Source organism: Sphingobium baderi, assembly GCF_001456115.1.
In the GTDB taxonomy this organism is placed as follows: domain Bacteria; phylum Pseudomonadota; class Alphaproteobacteria; order Sphingomonadales; family Sphingomonadaceae; genus Sphingobium; species Sphingobium baderi_A.
On sequence record NZ_CP013264.1, the window covers coordinates 2687581 to 2703315 of the forward strand.

General features: G+C 62.1%; 12 protein-coding genes, 1 tRNA gene and 1 riboswitch. Of the genes, 1 reads left to right on the plus strand and 12 read right to left on the minus strand.

The annotated features are described in order from the left end of the window. Window positions 1-32: 32 nt before the first annotated feature. Window positions 33-219: riboswitch (cobalamin riboswitch) on the minus strand. Between the two features lie 55 nt (window positions 220-274). The 8 genes from ATN00_RS13265 to folK all read right to left on the minus strand — a co-directional run bounded on the left by ATN00_RS13265 (window position 275) and on the right by folK (window position 10502). Next, entirely contained in the window at window positions 275-1222 is a 948-nt protein-coding gene (locus ATN00_RS13265) for a formylglycine-generating enzyme family protein (RefSeq protein ID WP_062065410.1), read from the minus strand. Beyond that, window positions 1219-2862, minus strand: coding sequence for an arylsulfatase (locus ATN00_RS13270; protein WP_062065413.1), 1644 nt, complete (start codon window positions 2860-2862; stop codon window positions 1219-1221). Before ATN00_RS13270 ends, ATN00_RS13265 begins: the two co-directional genes overlap by 4 nt. Window positions 2863-2993: 131 nt before the next feature. Then, window positions 2994-3935 (minus strand): TauD/TfdA dioxygenase family protein, encoded by a 942-nt coding sequence (locus ATN00_RS13275; protein ID WP_062065416.1) that lies wholly within the window; start codon window positions 3933-3935, stop codon window positions 2994-2996. A 42-nt stretch (window positions 3936-3977) separates the two neighbouring features. After that, window positions 3978-5384 carry an MFS transporter gene (locus tag ATN00_RS13280; protein WP_062065420.1) on the minus strand — a complete coding sequence of 469 codons (1407 nt, stop codon included), beginning with the start codon at window positions 5382-5384 and terminating at the stop codon, window positions 3978-3980. An 8-nt stretch (window positions 5385-5392) separates the two neighbouring features. Continuing rightward, the gene (locus tag ATN00_RS13285) at window positions 5393-7843 is read right to left on the minus strand and encodes a TonB-dependent receptor (protein ID WP_231746276.1); all 2451 of its coding nucleotides are present in this window, start codon (window positions 7841-7843) and stop codon (window positions 5393-5395) included. 598 nt (window positions 7844-8441) lie between these two features. Then, window positions 8442-9641, minus strand: a complete 1200-nt coding sequence (locus tag ATN00_RS13290) for a hypothetical protein (RefSeq protein ID WP_475630837.1) — start codon at window positions 9639-9641, stop codon at window positions 8442-8444. Window positions 9642-9871: 230 nt separating this feature from the next. Then, window positions 9872-9947, minus strand: a tRNA-Lys gene (locus ATN00_RS13295). A 42-nt stretch (window positions 9948-9989) separates the two neighbouring features. Continuing rightward, entirely contained in the window at window positions 9990-10502 is a 513-nt protein-coding gene (gene folK, locus ATN00_RS13300; RefSeq protein ID WP_062065426.1) for a 2-amino-4-hydroxy-6-hydroxymethyldihydropteridine diphosphokinase, read from the minus strand. Window positions 10503-10528: 26 nt separating this feature from the next. Here folK and ATN00_RS13305 point away from each other — a divergent pair, with 26 nt between their 5' ends. Continuing rightward, complete coding sequence (locus ATN00_RS13305; protein WP_062068796.1) at window positions 10529-11182, plus strand: uracil-DNA glycosylase; 654 nt, start codon at window positions 10529-10531, stop codon at window positions 11180-11182. Between the two features lie 3 nt (window positions 11183-11185). Here ATN00_RS13305 and aguB read toward each other — a convergent pair whose 3' ends face one another. The 4 genes from aguB to rpsD form a co-directional block, all read right to left on the minus strand. Continuing rightward, window positions 11186-12034, minus strand: coding sequence for an N-carbamoylputrescine amidase (gene aguB / locus ATN00_RS13310; RefSeq protein WP_062065429.1), 849 nt, complete (start codon window positions 12032-12034; stop codon window positions 11186-11188). A 38-nt stretch (window positions 12035-12072) separates the two neighbouring features. Next, window positions 12073-13056, minus strand: a complete 984-nt coding sequence (locus tag ATN00_RS13315; RefSeq protein ID WP_062065432.1) for an agmatine deiminase family protein — start codon at window positions 13054-13056, stop codon at window positions 12073-12075. 90 nt (window positions 13057-13146) lie between these two features. Next, window positions 13147-14826, minus strand: coding sequence for a M28 family metallopeptidase (locus tag ATN00_RS13320; protein ID WP_062065435.1), 1680 nt, complete (start codon window positions 14824-14826; stop codon window positions 13147-13149). A gap of 131 nt (window positions 14827-14957) precedes the next feature. Further along, entirely contained in the window at window positions 14958-15572 is a 615-nt protein-coding gene (gene rpsD / locus ATN00_RS13325; protein ID WP_021246646.1) for a 30S ribosomal protein S4, read from the minus strand. Between the last annotated feature and the right edge of the window lie 163 nt (window positions 15573-15735).

Consider the following 15735-nt stretch of genomic DNA (forward strand, 5'->3'; position numbering starts at 1 on the left):
GATCCCGTTCGCCCGGCACACCCTGTCCGCACGAAGAACGACAGCGGCGGGCCGGTCTCCTGGCTTGCGGGTCAGGGCCGGATGCGCCGCCTTCTCAGAATCCTGTGATCCCAATGGCTAGTGGCGCGCGGCTATCCGCTCACAGTTGCAGGGGCAGCTGAGGTTCCTCACCTCATTCCCGTATATCCCTTTTGGGGAACCTGTCGCGCGGCGCGAAATAGGAAAGTTAGGCTCCCGCGTCAATCGAGGCTCTCGCTCGAGAACCGACCCCTTGTTATCCAGCCGGGGCGGCGCGCTTGAGATCGACCGTGCGGAAGCCCAGATGCGACGCGGCGGAAAGCTCGTCCTGCGCGTGGCGGGCAGCGGGGCGGTAGCGGGCGCAATAATTGGGCGCACACAGAAAGGAACCGCCCTTTATGACCCGAACGCGGGCGTCGGGCTGGTCGGAGTCGAAGCTGGGATTTCCCGGCGCGCCTTCACCAATCAGCACGGGTTGATGGCTCGGCAGATACCAGCTTTGCGTCCATTCCCATGCATTGCCGATCATATCCCGCAGGCCGAAACCGTTGGCCCGGTAGCATCCGACCGGCGCGAGGCCGCGATGCCCGTCGAGGCCGGTGTTGGAGGCCGGAAATTCGCCCTGCCAGCTATTGGCGGCTTCGGGGCCGGGCTGTTCCCATCCGCTTGACTGTCCGCCATTGGCCGCGCGTTCGAACTGCTCTTCGGTGGGAAGCGAGCGTCCCGCCCAGCGGGCATAGGCGATTGCATCGGCATAGGCGACCTGCACCACCGGATAGTCGTTCCGTCCGGCAAGGTCACTTCCCGGTCCTTCGGGATGCCTCCAGTCGGCGCCTTTGACAATCCGCCACCATTGCTGGGGCGCGACCGGCCGTTCGCCCGGGCCGGGCGGTTGGAAGACAATAGAATCCCCCAACCCCTCGGCGACGGTTCGATAGCCCGTTTCCAGAACGAAGCGGGCGAATTGGGCGTTGGTGACTTCGTGCCGGTCGATCCAGAAACCGGGCACGTTCGCTTCATAGGCGGGGCGTTCCTCTGGGTAGCCCCGGTCATCCCCGATCTGCGCCTTGCCCGCTGGCACCCACGCCATGTCGTCGCTCTGGGTAGCGCACTGCGTGCCATAGGCTGGCTGGTCGATGGCCGCTGTCGAAAGGGGCAGCAGCGCCAATAAGGCGGCCGGGCCAAGTCTATGCGCGATACTCATGGTTGATAGATCCGTTGATCGGGCAGGATAACGCCGACATCCTTCGCATAGGCATCCCAGGCCGCGATCAGTTGCCGTTTGCGGTCGGGATGTTCCAGCGACAGGTCATGCGTTTCACCGGGATCTTCGGCCAGATTGAACAGCCGCCACTCTCCATCGCCGATGTCGGTGATTTTCCAGTCGCCCTGCCGCAGCGCGCGCGAGCCGAACAGTTCGGTCCCGATGCTGTCGCCCGGCGCATAGACCCGGTCGGCCGTTTCGCTCAGATAGGGCACCCAGCTCTTGCCGCGTATCGGCTCCACCTGCCGTCCGGCGAAGCTGCCCTGTGGATCGGGAACATGGGCAAGGTTCAGAAAGGTGGGCACCACATCCGCGACAGAGAGGAAAGCGTTGGCGATGCCCTGGCGCTTGAACCCCTTGTAGTTGATGAACGAAACCGTGCGCGTGCCGCCTTCCGCGGCATAGGCTTTCACCAGCCAGGAGGGCGCTGTTCCCGCCTGCGCCCAGCCGGGACCGTAGCCGACATAGCTGGTCGCCGCGCCGCGATTGTCGAAGCTGTTATCGGCTCCGGCCGCCAGCTTGCCGATCCCCGCCATTTCCGTCGCGGTCAGGTCCATCCCTTCCGCGCCATTGTCCGCCAGGAACAGGATGACGGTATTGTCATACTGGCCGGTGCGTTTCAGCTCCGCGATGACCCGTCCGACATTCTGGTCCAGCCGGTCGACCATCGCCGCATAGATTTCCATATCGCGCGATGCCACGCGCTTCTGCTCGGCCGTCAGGGAATCCCATCCGCCTTTACGCAGCACAGGCTCATGCGCGGCCACTGCCGGATCTAGCAGACCCAACTCTGCTTGCCGCTTCAACCGTTGCGCGCGCAGCACTTCGAAGCCTGCATCATAACGGCCGCGATATTTGGCGATGTCTTCCTTGGGCGCCTGCAATGGCCAGTGCGGTGCGGTGAACGCAAGATAGGCGAAGAACGGCTTTTTCCCTTCCGTGCCCTTACCGCTGGTCTTCAGTTCCTCAATGAGCTTGGTCGCGAAATAGTCGGATGAATAGAAGCCGTCGGGCAGAGCGCTCAGCACCTTGCCGTCCTGGGTATAGGTATATCCCTTGGCGGGATCGGTTGATATTCCCCGGCCGAAATGATTATGGCCGCCCTGCAACAGTGCGAAGCTGTGCTGGAAACCGCGGGCGTGCGGGTCTTGTCCCGGCGTCACGCCCAGATGCCACTTGCCTGACAACAAGGTGCGGTAGCCGTTCGCCGACAGAAGCTCGGCGAGGGAGGCCACCTGCGGCCGCAAATAGCCCTCATGGCCCGGCTGGCCCTTCTGGTTGGGTGCCAGCAACTCGGCCATCGATCCGAGACCGGCGCGATGGTTGTCGGTGCCCGACAGCAGCATGGAACGCGTCGGCGAACAGGTCGGCGCGGTATGGAAACCGGTCAGCCGCAGCCCGGACGTCGCGATCGCATCCAGGTTCGGCGTCGCTATCTCACCCCCGAATGCTCCGATGTCGGAATAGCCGAGGTCATCGGCGACTATGACGAGGAAATTGGGCCGGCTGGAATTTTCCGCGGCGGCGGGTTGCGTCGCGACGATGGCGGCCAGCGCGGCGAGCAAGAGGCGAACGGACATGCGCTCTCCATTACAAAGGGTGGACCATTACAACGGGTGGACCATTGGAAAAAAGGCGGGCCGCGCCAGATGATGGGAGCGCGGCCCAGTGTATGGCCGGAGGGAGATACTATCCGGCGATGAGGAGGATCTTATTCGGCCGGCACCAGTTCGGGCTGCTGCTCCTTTTTCGTGGTGCGGCTGCGGTTGCCGTCGATCGCCACCGGCACGTCGCCGTTCACGGTAGCGCGGCGCAGGTGCCGGCGCTGGACGCCGAAGTCGGCGATGGCGCGGTGCTGGGTGGCGCGATTGTCCCAGATGGCGACGTCGCCCGCGCGCCAGCGCCAGCGTACCGTGTTCTCCGGCTTGGTGATGTGGTCTTGAAGGATGGAGAATAGCCGCTGCGAATCCGCGCTGTTGAGGCCGGCGAACTGCTTGACGAAATGGCCGAGCAGCAAGGTGCGCTCGCCCGATACCGGATGGACGCGAACAACCGGGTGTTGGGTTTCATAAACGGTCGAAGCGAAAACCTTGCTATATTCCTCCTGCCGCTGCTGGTCCTTGGCGCTCAGCGCATGGGCATAGTCATATTTGTTCGAATGAACCGCCCACAGACCGTCCACCAGCGTCTTGAGCGCTTCGGGCAAATCTTCATAAGCGGTGGCGGTGTTGGCCCACAGCGTATCGCCGCCAGCTTCGGGCACATGAAGCGCGCGGAGGATCGACGCCTTGGGATAGGCATCGACGAAGGTCACGTCCGTATGCCAGCTCGAGGCGGCATAGCCTTCCTTGGAATCCAGTTCGAGCAGATAGCGTGAACCTTCGGCCACCGGCACGGTGGGATGTGCGACCGGATCACCCAGCAGCGCGGCGAATTCTTCATGTCGTTGATCGGTGAGCGCGTCCTGATCGCGGAAGAAGATGACTTTGTGGCGAACCAGCGCGGCTTCGACGGCGGCGACGGTGGCCGGATCGAGGTCACCGGACAGGGCGATGCCCCTGACTTCAGCGCCGATCCGGCCCGCCACGGGCACGATGTCAAGCGGGCTTGCCGCATCGGCGGCGTTGATGAAATTGTTGATATGGGCAGTCATGTCACAATCCTCCTTCGGTCTTGGTCTCTTGGCATTCGGGGGTCATTCGGCGGGCGCCATGGCTTTGTCGCGTTCATCGAGCGCGCGTCGAATTCGGCTGTGCTCGGCCTCGTCCAGAGAAAAGCCCCGGATGAGCCAGGCGGAAATCAGGTGGGCGGCAGCGGGGCCGAGCGCGAACACGTAGAGCAGGCCCCGCAGCGCGCTGGCGCTGTTGTCCGCGCCTGTCGGGTCGAAGCCCAGCCAACCGACGAGCGGCAGGGCGATGCCGATGGCGGCGGCGGTGCCCGCTTTTTCGGACAGGCTGAAGGCCGAGAAGAACAGCGCGGCGCGATCGACGCCCGTTTTCAGGCGGTGCTGATCGGCCACGTCGGCAACCATCGACCGCAGCATCAGATTGCCCGATCCCTGGGCCAGACCCTGCACGATGGTGAGCGTTAGCAGGAGCGGAAGGTCGCCCGGCTGCACCAGCAGCAGGCCGATATTGACCGCCGCCTGCACCAGTTCTCCGGCGATGGCCGCGCGATGCTTGCCGATGCGGAAGCCGATCTTCATCCAGATCGGACCGGCTGCGATGCCGAACACGAACTGGAGAAGGAACAGGCCGCTCGCCCAATGGGGCAGGCCCATGTAGATCGCGACGAAGAACACGAAGAGGGCGCCGCGCACACTCTGGCCCGCGCGCACCGCGAAATCGGAGGCAAGTACGCGCAGCAGCAGCTTCTCGCTCGCCAATACTTCCAGCGTGCGGAGCAGGGACTGGCGGGGTGTCCGCTGCGTTTCGTCGGGAATTTGCCTCTCGCCAAAGGCGCGGAAGGTGAGGGGGAGCGCCAGCAGCAGGCTGATCAGGATGACCGTGCCCATGGCCGCTAGCTTCAGGCCACCGTCCAAGGGCCGGAACTGATCGACGATGGTCGGCAGGACGAGCACCAGGAGCAGGGCCGCGGAGCCGTTGACGGCCTGAAATGTCACGACGCGGGTTCGTTCGTGATAGGCGCGGGAAATCTCGCCCGACCAGGCGAGATAGGGAATCTGAATCATCGACGCGCCGAGGTAGAAGGCGAACAGGGCGGCCGCGAGATAGGCCGGAGCGATCGGGCTGGCGGGGAAGAACAGCGCAACCGCCGCAATCGCATAGATAGCGGCGCCCGCGGCGATCCAGGGCCGTCGCCGGCCGAACCGGCTGCGGGTGCGATCGCTCAGTGTTCCGATCAGGGGATCGGCAACCGCGCCCCAGACCCGCTCCGCCAGGAAGATCGCGCCTATGACGCCCAGCGAAAGCCCGAAATTCTGTGCATAGATCGCTGGCAGATAGACGGCGAGCGGCATCTGCGCGGCATAGATCGGCACCGCGAGCGACGCGAAACCGGCCAGCCGCCAACTGTCGAGCCCGCCCCCGGCCTTTTGCCGGGGGCTGTCGGATAAAGAGGAACGGGGCAGGACGGTCGCCATGGTTCACCTCATAATTTCGTGCGGACGGTGACGCCGATCGTGCGCGGATCGCCGATCGTGCCGGTGACAAGACCAAAGGCGCCGGGGGACAGGGCTTGGAAATAATCCTTGTCGGTAAGGTTTCGCGCCCAGAGCGATATGTCCCAGAGGCCATCATCGACGCGCAGGCCGATGCGCGCGTTCAACAGGCCATAGCCGGGGACGTCGGCATAGCGGCTGTCGGTCGACGATGTGTTGAAGCCCGACCGATGAGAGAAGTCGGCATGGCCGTAAATCTCGACGCGCCTGCCTTCCCATTCGGTGAGCGGCCGGGAGAGGTCGAGGCCCAGCGTATAAGTGAATTTGGGAACGCCGCCGAGTTGCACCCCGGTCAGATCCTGGGTCGGCCCCGACGTGGGATCTCCGGGGGTCACGACGGGGTTGTTCTCCTGCTTGTTGGGCGCATTGGCGTAGCCGCGATAGGTGGCCTCCACATAGGAACCTGCGGCCGAAAAGGTGATCCACTTGGCGGGCGCGTAGCTGAGGTCGGCTTCGACGCCCCGCGAGCGCACCTTGGGGATGTTGGAGATATATTGAATGACAGGCCCGGACGCCGGGATCACGGTGATGGCGGTCTGATAATCACTGACCTCAGTCCAGAAACCCGCCGCGTTGATGGTCAGGCTGCGGTCGAGGAATTGGCTTTTTAGGCCGATCTCGAAATTGTCGACCTTTTCCGGCTTCACCTCAGCCGTGGCGCCCGGTGGCAGGGTTGTAAGGTTCAGGCCGCCCGACTTGTTGCCCCGCGAGTAGGAGCCATAGAGCATCACATCGTCCGTAATCTTCCAGCTCAGCGTTGCGAGGCCCGAAACACTGTTGTCAGTCAGGTTGACGGAATAGTTGGTGACGGGGTTGAATCGGGTGCGTAGGGCGCGGGCAGCTGCCGCCTGAGCATCGGTCAGCCCGGAAAGATCGTCTCCGGCATACCAATATTGATCATATTCTCCGTCCTTCTTTTCGTAGGTATAGCGCAGACCGCCGGTAAGGCTCAGCCGGTCGCTGATATTCCAGTTCGCCTGCCCGAACAGCGCATAGCTTTTGGTTCGCGGCGTGGAGGTCGAGCGCGCCTCGAACCCGTTCAGGGCCGCTTCGGCGATAACCGGATCGGTGGCGCCAGCCACCCCGGGCGGCGGGAAGTTCCAGTTGGCGGCCGCCGATCCGTAGGCCGACGCGCCATAGCCGCGGACGATCTGCCAGAAATAATAGGCGCCCACGACCCAGTCGATCGTGTTCTTGCCTGTCGAGGCGAGGCGGATTTCCTGGCTGAACTGGCGCTGGCGGTTCGCCTGCTGCGCCTTGGTTATAACCGGCAGGCTGGTGGAATCGCCGTCATTGGCCGGGTCCCAGTCCCACCAGCGATAGGCGGTGATGGATGTCAGCGCGACCGGGCCCAGGTCCCAATCGATCTGGCCCGACACGCCATAACCCTTCATGAAGGCCTGATAATGCCCATCGGAATCGCCGCGTCGGGCAAAGGGATCGGCAGGCAGCGGCGTATAGCCAGCCCGGGCCGCGCGTTGCAGGAAATTGTTGGGAACGGCCACGCCGCTGTCGTAGGATGAGAAATAGGCGACCGGGATGTTGAGCGCGAAATGCTGCTTCTGGTGCGAATAGTCTCCGATGATCTTGATGGAGAGGTCTTCGGACGGTGTGACAAGCAATTGGCCCCGGACCGAGAAATTATCGTAGTCCTGCGCTTTGGACCCATCATAAATATTGGTGAGGAAGCCGTCGCGATGCGTGTCGGCGACACTGAGGCGGAAAGCGACCTTGTCCGCTATGATCGGCGCGGAAACTGACCCCTTGACCTGATGATAGCCATAGGTGCCCAGCGTTGCCTCGCCGAAAAATTCGGGATCGAAGGTCGGAGCCTTTGTCGTGATATTGATCGCGCCGGCGGTGGTGTTCTTGCCGAACAGTGTGCCCTGCGGTCCCCGCAGCACTTCGATCTGCGCCAGATCGACCAGATCGAACTGCGATTGGCCGGGCCGCCCGTAATAGACATTGTCGACATAGAAGCCGACGCCATTTTCGAGGCCGTCATTGGTAAGCGCGACGTTCGAACCAAGGCCTCGTATGTTCACATTGGTATTGCGCGGGTTGAAGCTGAACACCTGAAGGCTGGGCACGAGCTGCTGGACTTGACCGAGCGTGAAATTACCCGTGTTCGCCAGGGTTTCGCTGCTGACGACACTCAGCGCGATAGGCACATCCTGTGCGTCTTCGTCACGATGGCGGGCGGTCACGACGATCTCTCCAGCGGCATCGGCGGCAAGCGCATCGACGAGGGCCGGGGCGTTATCGGCGGCCGATTCAGCCCATGCGGGCGCTGCGGCGAGCAAGCCCGCAAAGGCCGCGCCCGTTAGCAGTACTTGCCGGACCGCGACGGAATTTCCCTTTGTTTTAGTATGTTGGATCACTGTTTTTCCCTGAGATTTTGTCATGTTATGGGCACGCCGAAAACCGCCGCCGCAGCTCGCTCAAAAAGCGCGGAGCAAGGACAAGCCGTCCGGTGATCGGCCGGGTGCCGTTGGGCATGAGAAAGACTTCGCTCAGCGCCGCGGCGCCTTGCGATTGTTCATGCGGACATGGTGCGCCCTGCGTCGCGGTCAGGCCGTGACGTGGAATGGCTTGTTTTGAGGAACAGGCGGCGGCCTTTCGGGGCCGTGCGCCATGCTTCCGTTAACCGCTACGCCCGCCTGTCGGCGTGGCTGCGTTTCCCATTTGATTTAAGAGTTTGTGCATCGTCATTTCCCCAACTGGAACGGGGGGAACACGATCCCTGGCGTGGTCGCCTTAGCATCGTGCGCTTTAGCCGTTGTTGACGCGGAGCAAGCTGCATCCCTTCAAAAGCCGCGGGCCGATGCTCGGCGAACCGGATCGCGGCGGCCAACCGCGTCCTCATGAGCTATCTCTACTTATGACATAGAGATTAAACGGGTCAATCCAACTTTTGCTATGTCGTGTCCAATTTGCGCTTGTCCGTGAAGAAGCGCCGCATTCCGGTGGGAGAGACGGTTACCGATCCTCATCAAGGCCAAGGAACGCCCCGACGATCTCGGCTCCTCTCACGCAAGCGCCCTGCCAGTCGCCGAACGCCTCCCTAACGGCAGCCTTCTGGCTCTCGATCTGCTCCGCCTGCCCGGCAACCGCCCGATCCACCGCAGAAATGACATCTGCCACATGGTTCGTCACCGCGCCAAGTCGCCATCCCGCATAGCGGGGATCGTCGGCCCAATCGACCTGATGGCTGTTGAGGAAGGTGGCGGGCCGCGGCTTGTAAAGGAACTCGTATAGCTGGCTGGATACATCGCCCAGATAGATGTCGGAGGCTTGCACATAGCTCATATCGACCATGTTACGGGAATGGAGGTCGACGATGATCCGGCCGGGAACGGCCAGCGCTTTCCAATCCGCGATTTCCCGCGCGGACAGTTGTTCGCTAATGCGGATATGAGGCGCCACGATCAGATTATATCTGTCCTGTCGGGCAAATATCTCGATCACTTCGCGGGCATCATGCCAGGAGGAAATCCGCGGATCGAAATGCGGGTTGTAAAGCACGATTGGGCGTTGATCGGAGAACAGGCGAGGCCGTTCCCTTCCACGCAACTGCGCGAGGTAATCGAGCTTCACATAGCCGCATTGCCGCAGGCGCTCCGGCTCTATGTTTTGCTGCCTGATCGCGCGATCGATATCCTTCTCGCCGGGCACGACGATAAGGTCGAAGCTCTTCAGTCGATGCTCGGAACGGGGCGCCCGGTCCCCTGCGCCATGCCGGAAATGAATGAGGGGGGTGTCGGCCATTCCCATTTTGCGAAGGTGGGTGGAGGTCCGTTCGGGAACGACAATGGCGCGAACATCGCGATGGCGCCGTGCAATCCCGAACAGCAACGGCAATTTCTCGATGGAGGGCCGGTGCAGCCAGCGGCCTATCGCTCCGCTCCATCGGGGCGGCGACGATGCTGCAATCGCCATCGACCAGGCTCGCATCGAACGGCGTACCTCTGCCAGCATCTCACCTGTTTCCTGATCGCGATAGAGGCAAGTGACCTGTACGTCGGGATAGAGTCGCGCCATGGCCGCCGCGACTGGCGCGAGATGGAGAGGCTGATGCATTCCCCCGATGAAGAGGAAGAGAATTTCCCCATGGCGGGCGGGGGCCGGCTCAAAGCGATCATCGCCGGAATCATATGAAAAGACATGCTTCATGTTCACGTATCGCACCGCCGCCCAGTGCTATGGCAGCATGGTCACCTCCTGTTTCTGAGGTGCTTACGGATGCGCGGACGCAAAAATTCCGGGGCCTGGAAAAAATTCCACCTGCCCGGCGAGCGCTGCCGCCGAAAAGAGGTTTTGAAGGCTGCATCCACCAAACGGACTTCGAGTCAGGCTGCCGCTGCGCGCCTGCCGATCATTTCAGCTATCGTGTTTGAAAAGCCCGAAAATGGTGAGCCCTGCTGGGTTCGAACCAGCGACCTACTGATTAAAAGTCAGTTGCTCTACCGACTGAGCTAAGGGCCCCCGAATGAGGTTGGCCCGCACTAGTGAGGCTGATGCGGATGGTCAACCTCTTGCCGCATCTTTTGTCTTTGCTTTCAGGAGGCGGGCGCGAAGCTGCCGGATGGTAAAGCCCGACAGAGGATCACGCCATTTTGGAACGACGCTCAAGAGAGGCTTCAGAACGAAGTCCCGGTCCCGGAAGGCGGGATGGGGAATGGAGAGGGACGGGCTCTCCCAGCGGCCCCCTGACCATAGGATGATGTCGATGTCCATGGACCGCGCGCCCCATCGGCGGAATCGGCGGCGGCCCAATGCGCGTTCGATCTTCTGCAATTCCCGCAGCAGTTCTTCGGGTGACAAAGCGGTTTCCAGCAGCAGGGCGGCATTGGTGAAAACACGGCGCGACGGCCCGAGCGGGGGTGTCGTGAAAAAGGGGGAGACAAGCTGCGTTCGCCCGATGTCCGCGAGCCGCTCCATCGCGTTAGAGAGAAGCTGCGCGGGAGGGCGATTCCCCGACAATGGCCGATTGGACCCTAGGGAAAGCGCATAGGAATGAAGATGGCTTGTGCCCGGCATCTCTAAACGCCTATCTGCTTCCCAAGATGCTGGAAAGCCCTCTCCCCCAAAGCGAACCGCTTCATGATTGTCCACGCTGTCCCCGGCTCGTGGAGTTGCGGGAGGCTTGCCGCGCGGAACATCCGGATTGGTGGAATGCGCCGGTGCCTGCCTTTGGCGATCCCGATGCGCGAATCGCGATCATTGGCCTTGCGCCCGGAAAGCATGGAGCCAACCGCACGGGGCGCCCCTTTACAGGCGATTATGCAGGGGATCTTCTGTTCGCCACGCTGGCGAAATTTGGCCTGGCTGAGGGCCATTATATGGCGCGGCCGGATGACGGGCTGGTTCTGCGTGACATCATCATCATCAATTCGGTCAAATGCCTTCCTCCCCAGAACAAACCGCTCCCGGTTGAAATCCACAATTGCCGTCCCTTTTTGGCGGAGGGCGTGGCAGCCTTGCCAAAGGCGCGCACCTTCATCGCGCTGGGCCAGATCGCCCATCAGTCGGCGGTGAAAATCTTGGGAGGCAAATTGCCAAAGGCGCGTTTTGGGCATCTGGCCGAACATAGAATGCCCGATGGCCGTATTCTGATCGATAGCTATCATTGCTCCCGATATAATCAGAATACGGGGCGGCTCACCGCCGAGATGTTCGAAGCGGTGTTCGCGCGGGCGGTGGAATTGGCCCGTAACTGACGTTCAGATATCCTGGGCTATGCGGGCGTAAAGTTCCGGGCGGCGGTCCCGGAAAAACCCCATGCCCGCCCGATGCTTGCGTGCTCGCTCCAGATCGAGCGTGGCGACCAGCGCGCCACTATCCCGCGCCCCGGCTTCCGCGGCGAAATCGCCCCATTCATCCGTGATGAAACTATGACCGTAAAATGTCTGCCCATCTTCCTCGCCGATCCGGTTGGCGGCGATGACGGGCATGCAATTGCTGACGGCGTGGCCGATCATCGCGCGCCGCCACATGCGGCTGGTGTCGAGATCGGCATCATAGGGCTCCGAGCCGATAGCGGTGGGATAGAACAGCATCTCCGCGCCCATCAGCGCCATCACCCGCGCCGTTTCGGGATACCATTGGTCCCAGCATATCCCGATGCCGATGGTGCCATAGCGCGTCTCCCACACCTTGAATCCGCTATTGCCGGGGCGGAAATAATATTTCTCCTCATATCCCGGCCCGTCGGGAATATGGCTCTTGCGATAGACGCCCATGACCTCTCCCTGATCGTCGATCATGGCAAGGCTGTTGTAATAATGCTGCCCATCCCGTTCAAAGAAACTGGTTGGGATATAGACACCGCATGCCTTCGCCACCTTCCGCATTTCCTGCACGGCGGGATGGCTATTGAGCGGCTGTGCATTCGCGAAGAGGGCTTCGTCCTCGACCTTGCAGAAATAGGGGCCTTCGAACAATTCGGGCGGCAGGACGATCTTCGCGCCGCGCGCCGCAGCCTTGCCCACATGCGCGGCGACCATGTCGATATTGTTCGCCATGTCGTCGGAAAAGGCGAGCTGAAGCGCGGCAACGGTAAGCTGTGTCAATGTCTTGCTCCGTCAGAAATGCGGATATGCGGCTTCGATCAGGCCGACGGCATCTGTTGGCTGGTGCAGTGAAAACTGCCGCCGCCTGACAATATGGCGTCGCTGGGCAGGCCGACAATATCCCGGCCCGGAAAGAAGGGGCGCAGCGCATCCAGCGCCGCCTGATCGTTTGCGCTGGCATAGATGGGCACGATGACGGCGGCGTTGCCGATGTAGAAATTCATATAGCTCGCCGGAATGGCCTCCCCATCCACTGTGATCCGGCCGGGGGAGGGGATGGGGGCGATTTCCACGCCATGCGCCTGGGCCCGCGCTTTGGCATCGGCATATATGGCGGCGTTGGGATCGTCCTGGCCATAGGGCTCCGGCAGTGCCAGCACGCCCGACGCGACGAAGCGCGCCAGATTGTCCACATGTCCGTCCGTGTGATCGTTTTTCAGGCCATCGCCCAGCCACAACATATCCGACAGGCCCAGCGAGCCGGCCAGCAGCGTTTCGATCTTACCCCGGTCAAGGTCCGGGTTGCGATTGGGGTTGAGCAGGCATTGCTCGGTGGTTACGAAAAGGCCGCTGCCGTCGGTGTCGATCGCGCCGCCCTCTAACACCCAATGTTGCGTGTCGGTGGGCCAATCGGTCGTGGCGGCCAGCCGCGCACCGATATCCTCGTCGCCGTCCATCTGATATTTGCCGCCCCAGCCGTTGAAGCCGAAATCGACCAGCGCGCGGACGTGTCCGTTGGACACGGCAATCGGCGCCGTGTCGCGCAGCCACACATCGCCCAGCTTCTGCACGATGATGGTGACGCCCGGATGGACCAGCTTCCGGGCGAAGTCAGCATCGGCCTCATCGGCGACGACCAGCCGGACTTCCTCGCCGCGTCCGTCCGCGTGAACGGCATTGGCGAAGTCGGCGATCTGCCGCCGCGCTCCGTCGAAAGCGCCGGGCCATTCGGCGGGATTGGTCGGAAAGCCGATCCATACCCAGTCATGTGGCGCCCATTCGGCAGGCATTCGGAAGCTCATCACTGTCCTTTCGGGGGAATTGTCGGCGGCCCCTTAGCAGCAGCAGCGGAAAAGGGGGAGCGTCATTTCACGGGACGCTCCCCCTGATGCTTATTGCCCGGCGCGGCTTTTGTCGCGGATGGCGCGGAACTCGTCACCTGCCACCCAATTGGGCCAGTCCGCTGTATTGGCGAGCGCCCGGCCGACATCGAAGTAGAGCTGAAGGTCGGCTTCCACGCCGCTCCAGTCCCAATGGGGATCATATTCATCCTTGGGACCGTGATAGCGATGTTCGGTATAATCCTCCGCCGCGGCCATGCCCGCAGCCGTCCCGCCCTTCACCAGATCCTCGCCGCCTTCAAAATAGAGCATCGGGACGCCATGCTTGGCAAAGCTGAAATGGTCGGAACGATAATAGAAGCCCTTTTCCGGCGTCGGCTCGACGGTGGCAACCCGGCCTTGTGTCGCCAATGCTCGGTTCAGATAGGCGTCGAGGTCCGACTTGCCCTTGCCGATCACGACCACATTCTTCGCCGGTCCCGCCATGCTGAGCGCGTCCATGTTGACGCCGCCAACCGTCTTCCCAAGCGGAAAGACGGGGTGATCGCCATAATAGGCCGACCCCAGCAGCCCCGATTCCTCCCCCGTCACGGCCAGGAATACCTGACTGCGATCGGTCGGCCCTGCTTTCACATTCGCCTCCGCCAACGCTACAAGCGCCGCCGTGCCGGTCGCATTGTCGACCGCGCCATTGCAGATGTCGTCACCGTCCGGCGCGGCCTGACAGCGGCCCAGATGGTCCCAATGCGCGCTGTAGAGCACATATTCATCGGGCCGCGTCTTGCCGGGCAGCAGGGCGACGACATTCTTCGACATATGCTTGCGAAGGTCATTGTCGAAGGAGAGGGACGCCTTGACGCCCTTCAGGGGAACTGCCTTGAAGCCCGGTTTCTTCGCCTGCGCCATCAGCGTATCGAGATCAAGGCCAGCACTGGTCATCAAAGCAACCGCCTTGTCCTTCTGTATCCAGCCGATCGCGGCGGACTGGTCGGCGTTGCCGTTCGCGTTGTCGGCGACTTGCTGCGCGCCGGTCCAGCTCGACTGCACGACATTCCAGCCGTAGGCCGCGGGCACTGTATCATGGACGATGATCGCCGCTGTGGCGCCCTGTCGCGCGGCCTCCTCGAACTTGTAGGTCCAGCGGCCATAATAGGTCATGGCTCGGCCGTTGAACGGTCCATCCAGCCCTGTCATCTCATAGTCGGGATCATTGACCAGAATGATGACGGTCTTTCCCTTCACATCCAGCCCGGCATAATCGTTCCAGCCCTTCTCCGGGGCGTTGATGCCATAACCGACGAACACGACCGGACTATCCTTCACCTCGACATGCGGCTGGGTCGTGCGATAGGTGGCGACCACCATTTCGGGGCCATAGGCGGCCGAAACGGCGCTGTTGCCGCCAGTGAAGGACAGCGCCGACACATTCTTCGCCGAAATCTCGACCAGCGGCACATCCTGGAACCAACTGCCCTTGTTGCCGGGTTGGAGACCAAGCTTCCCGAATGCGTCTGACAGCAGAGCCAGCGTTTTTTCCTCGCCCACCGTGCCGGGGGCGCGGCCCTCGAACGCATCGGAGGATAATTCCTTCACCAGCCGCTTCATGGTGTCGAGGGACGGCTGCGCCGCCGCCTTCCCGGTTTTTGCGGGTGTCGCGGCGTGGCCGGGTGGGCTGATCGAAAGGGAGGGAAGGGCAAGGACTGCGACCAAAGCCGCCAGAGAGCAACGCATGACAAAACCCTCGCAAGATTGTGATAGGTGCGTGATGCCAGCCGTTGCCATGACGCGCAAGATTGTTGCGCGAAAAAGAAAGGGCGACCCAAAGGCCGCCCTTCCATGAATTTGAACTGTCGGGAAACCGATCAGCGCGAATAGAATTCGACGACCAGATTGGGTTCCATCTTCACCGGATAGGGCACCTCGTCCAGCGTTGGAACGCGGACATAGCTGACCTTGGCGGCGCCGTCAGGGGCGACATAGTCGGGAATGTCGCGCTCGGGCAGGCTCTGCGCTTCCAGAACCAGCGCCATTTCCTGCGCCTTCTTGCCCAGAGTGATTTCGTCGCCCGGCTTCACCAGACGCGACGCGATGTTGCACTTCACGCCGTTCACATAGATGTGGCCGTGCGAAACGATCTGGCGGGCCGAGAAGATGGTCGGCGCGAACTTGGCGCGATAGACGACCGCGTCCAGGCGGCGCTCCAGCAGGCCGATCAGGTTCTGGCCGGTGTCGCCCTTCATGCGGGCGGCTTCGATATAGTTCTTCTTGAACTGCTTTTCGGTGATGTCGCCGTAATAGCCCTTCAGCTTCTGCTTGGCGCGCAGCTGAATGCCATAGTCGGACATCTTGCCTTTGCGACGCTGGCCGTGCTGGCCGGGGCCATATTCACGCTTGTTGACCGGGCTCTTCGGGCGACCCCAGATGTTCTCGCCCATGCGGCGGTCGAGCTTGTACTTGGCGCTGGTGCGCTTCGTCATAGATAATTCCTTACAATCGCTAACAACGTTATTCCCGGTCGTCGCCTGCTTGCCTCAAAAAAGGGGCAGGGCCACCGCTTCACCGGGATGCGGGACCAATCGCGAAGGCGCGCCTATGAAGAAGGGGGCGGATGATGTCAACCCTCGACAGGGCGCCGCTCTG

What these genes read in the sequence shown, in the direction of transcription:
- ATN00_RS13265 (WP_062065410.1), bottom strand. Translation starts at nt 1,222, where the DNA reads ATGAGTATCGCGCATAGACTTGGCCCGGCCGCCTTATTGGCGCTGCTG.
- ATN00_RS13270 (WP_062065413.1), bottom strand. Translation starts at nt 2,862, where the DNA reads ATGTCCGTTCGCCTCTTGCTCGCCGCGCTGGCCGCCATCGTCGCGACG.
- ATN00_RS13275 (WP_062065416.1), bottom strand. Translation starts at nt 3,935, where the DNA reads ATGACTGCCCATATCAACAATTTCATCAACGCCGCCGATGCGGCAAGC.
- ATN00_RS13280 (WP_062065420.1), bottom strand. Translation starts at nt 5,384, where the DNA reads ATGGCGACCGTCCTGCCCCGTTCCTCTTTATCCGACAGCCCCCGGCAA.
- folK (WP_062065426.1), bottom strand. Translation starts at nt 10,502, where the DNA reads ATGCCGGGCACAAGCCATCTTCATTCCTATGCGCTTTCCCTAGGGTCC.
- ATN00_RS13305 (WP_062068796.1), top strand. Translation starts at nt 10,529, where the DNA reads ATGCTGGAAAGCCCTCTCCCCCAAAGCGAACCGCTTCATGATTGTCCA.
- ATN00_RS13315 (WP_062065432.1), bottom strand. Translation starts at nt 13,056, where the DNA reads ATGAGCTTCCGAATGCCTGCCGAATGGGCGCCACATGACTGGGTATGG.
- ATN00_RS13320 (WP_062065435.1), bottom strand. Translation starts at nt 14,826, where the DNA reads ATGCGTTGCTCTCTGGCGGCTTTGGTCGCAGTCCTTGCCCTTCCCTCC.
- rpsD (WP_021246646.1), bottom strand. Translation starts at nt 15,572, where the DNA reads ATGACGAAGCGCACCAGCGCCAAGTACAAGCTCGACCGCCGCATGGGC.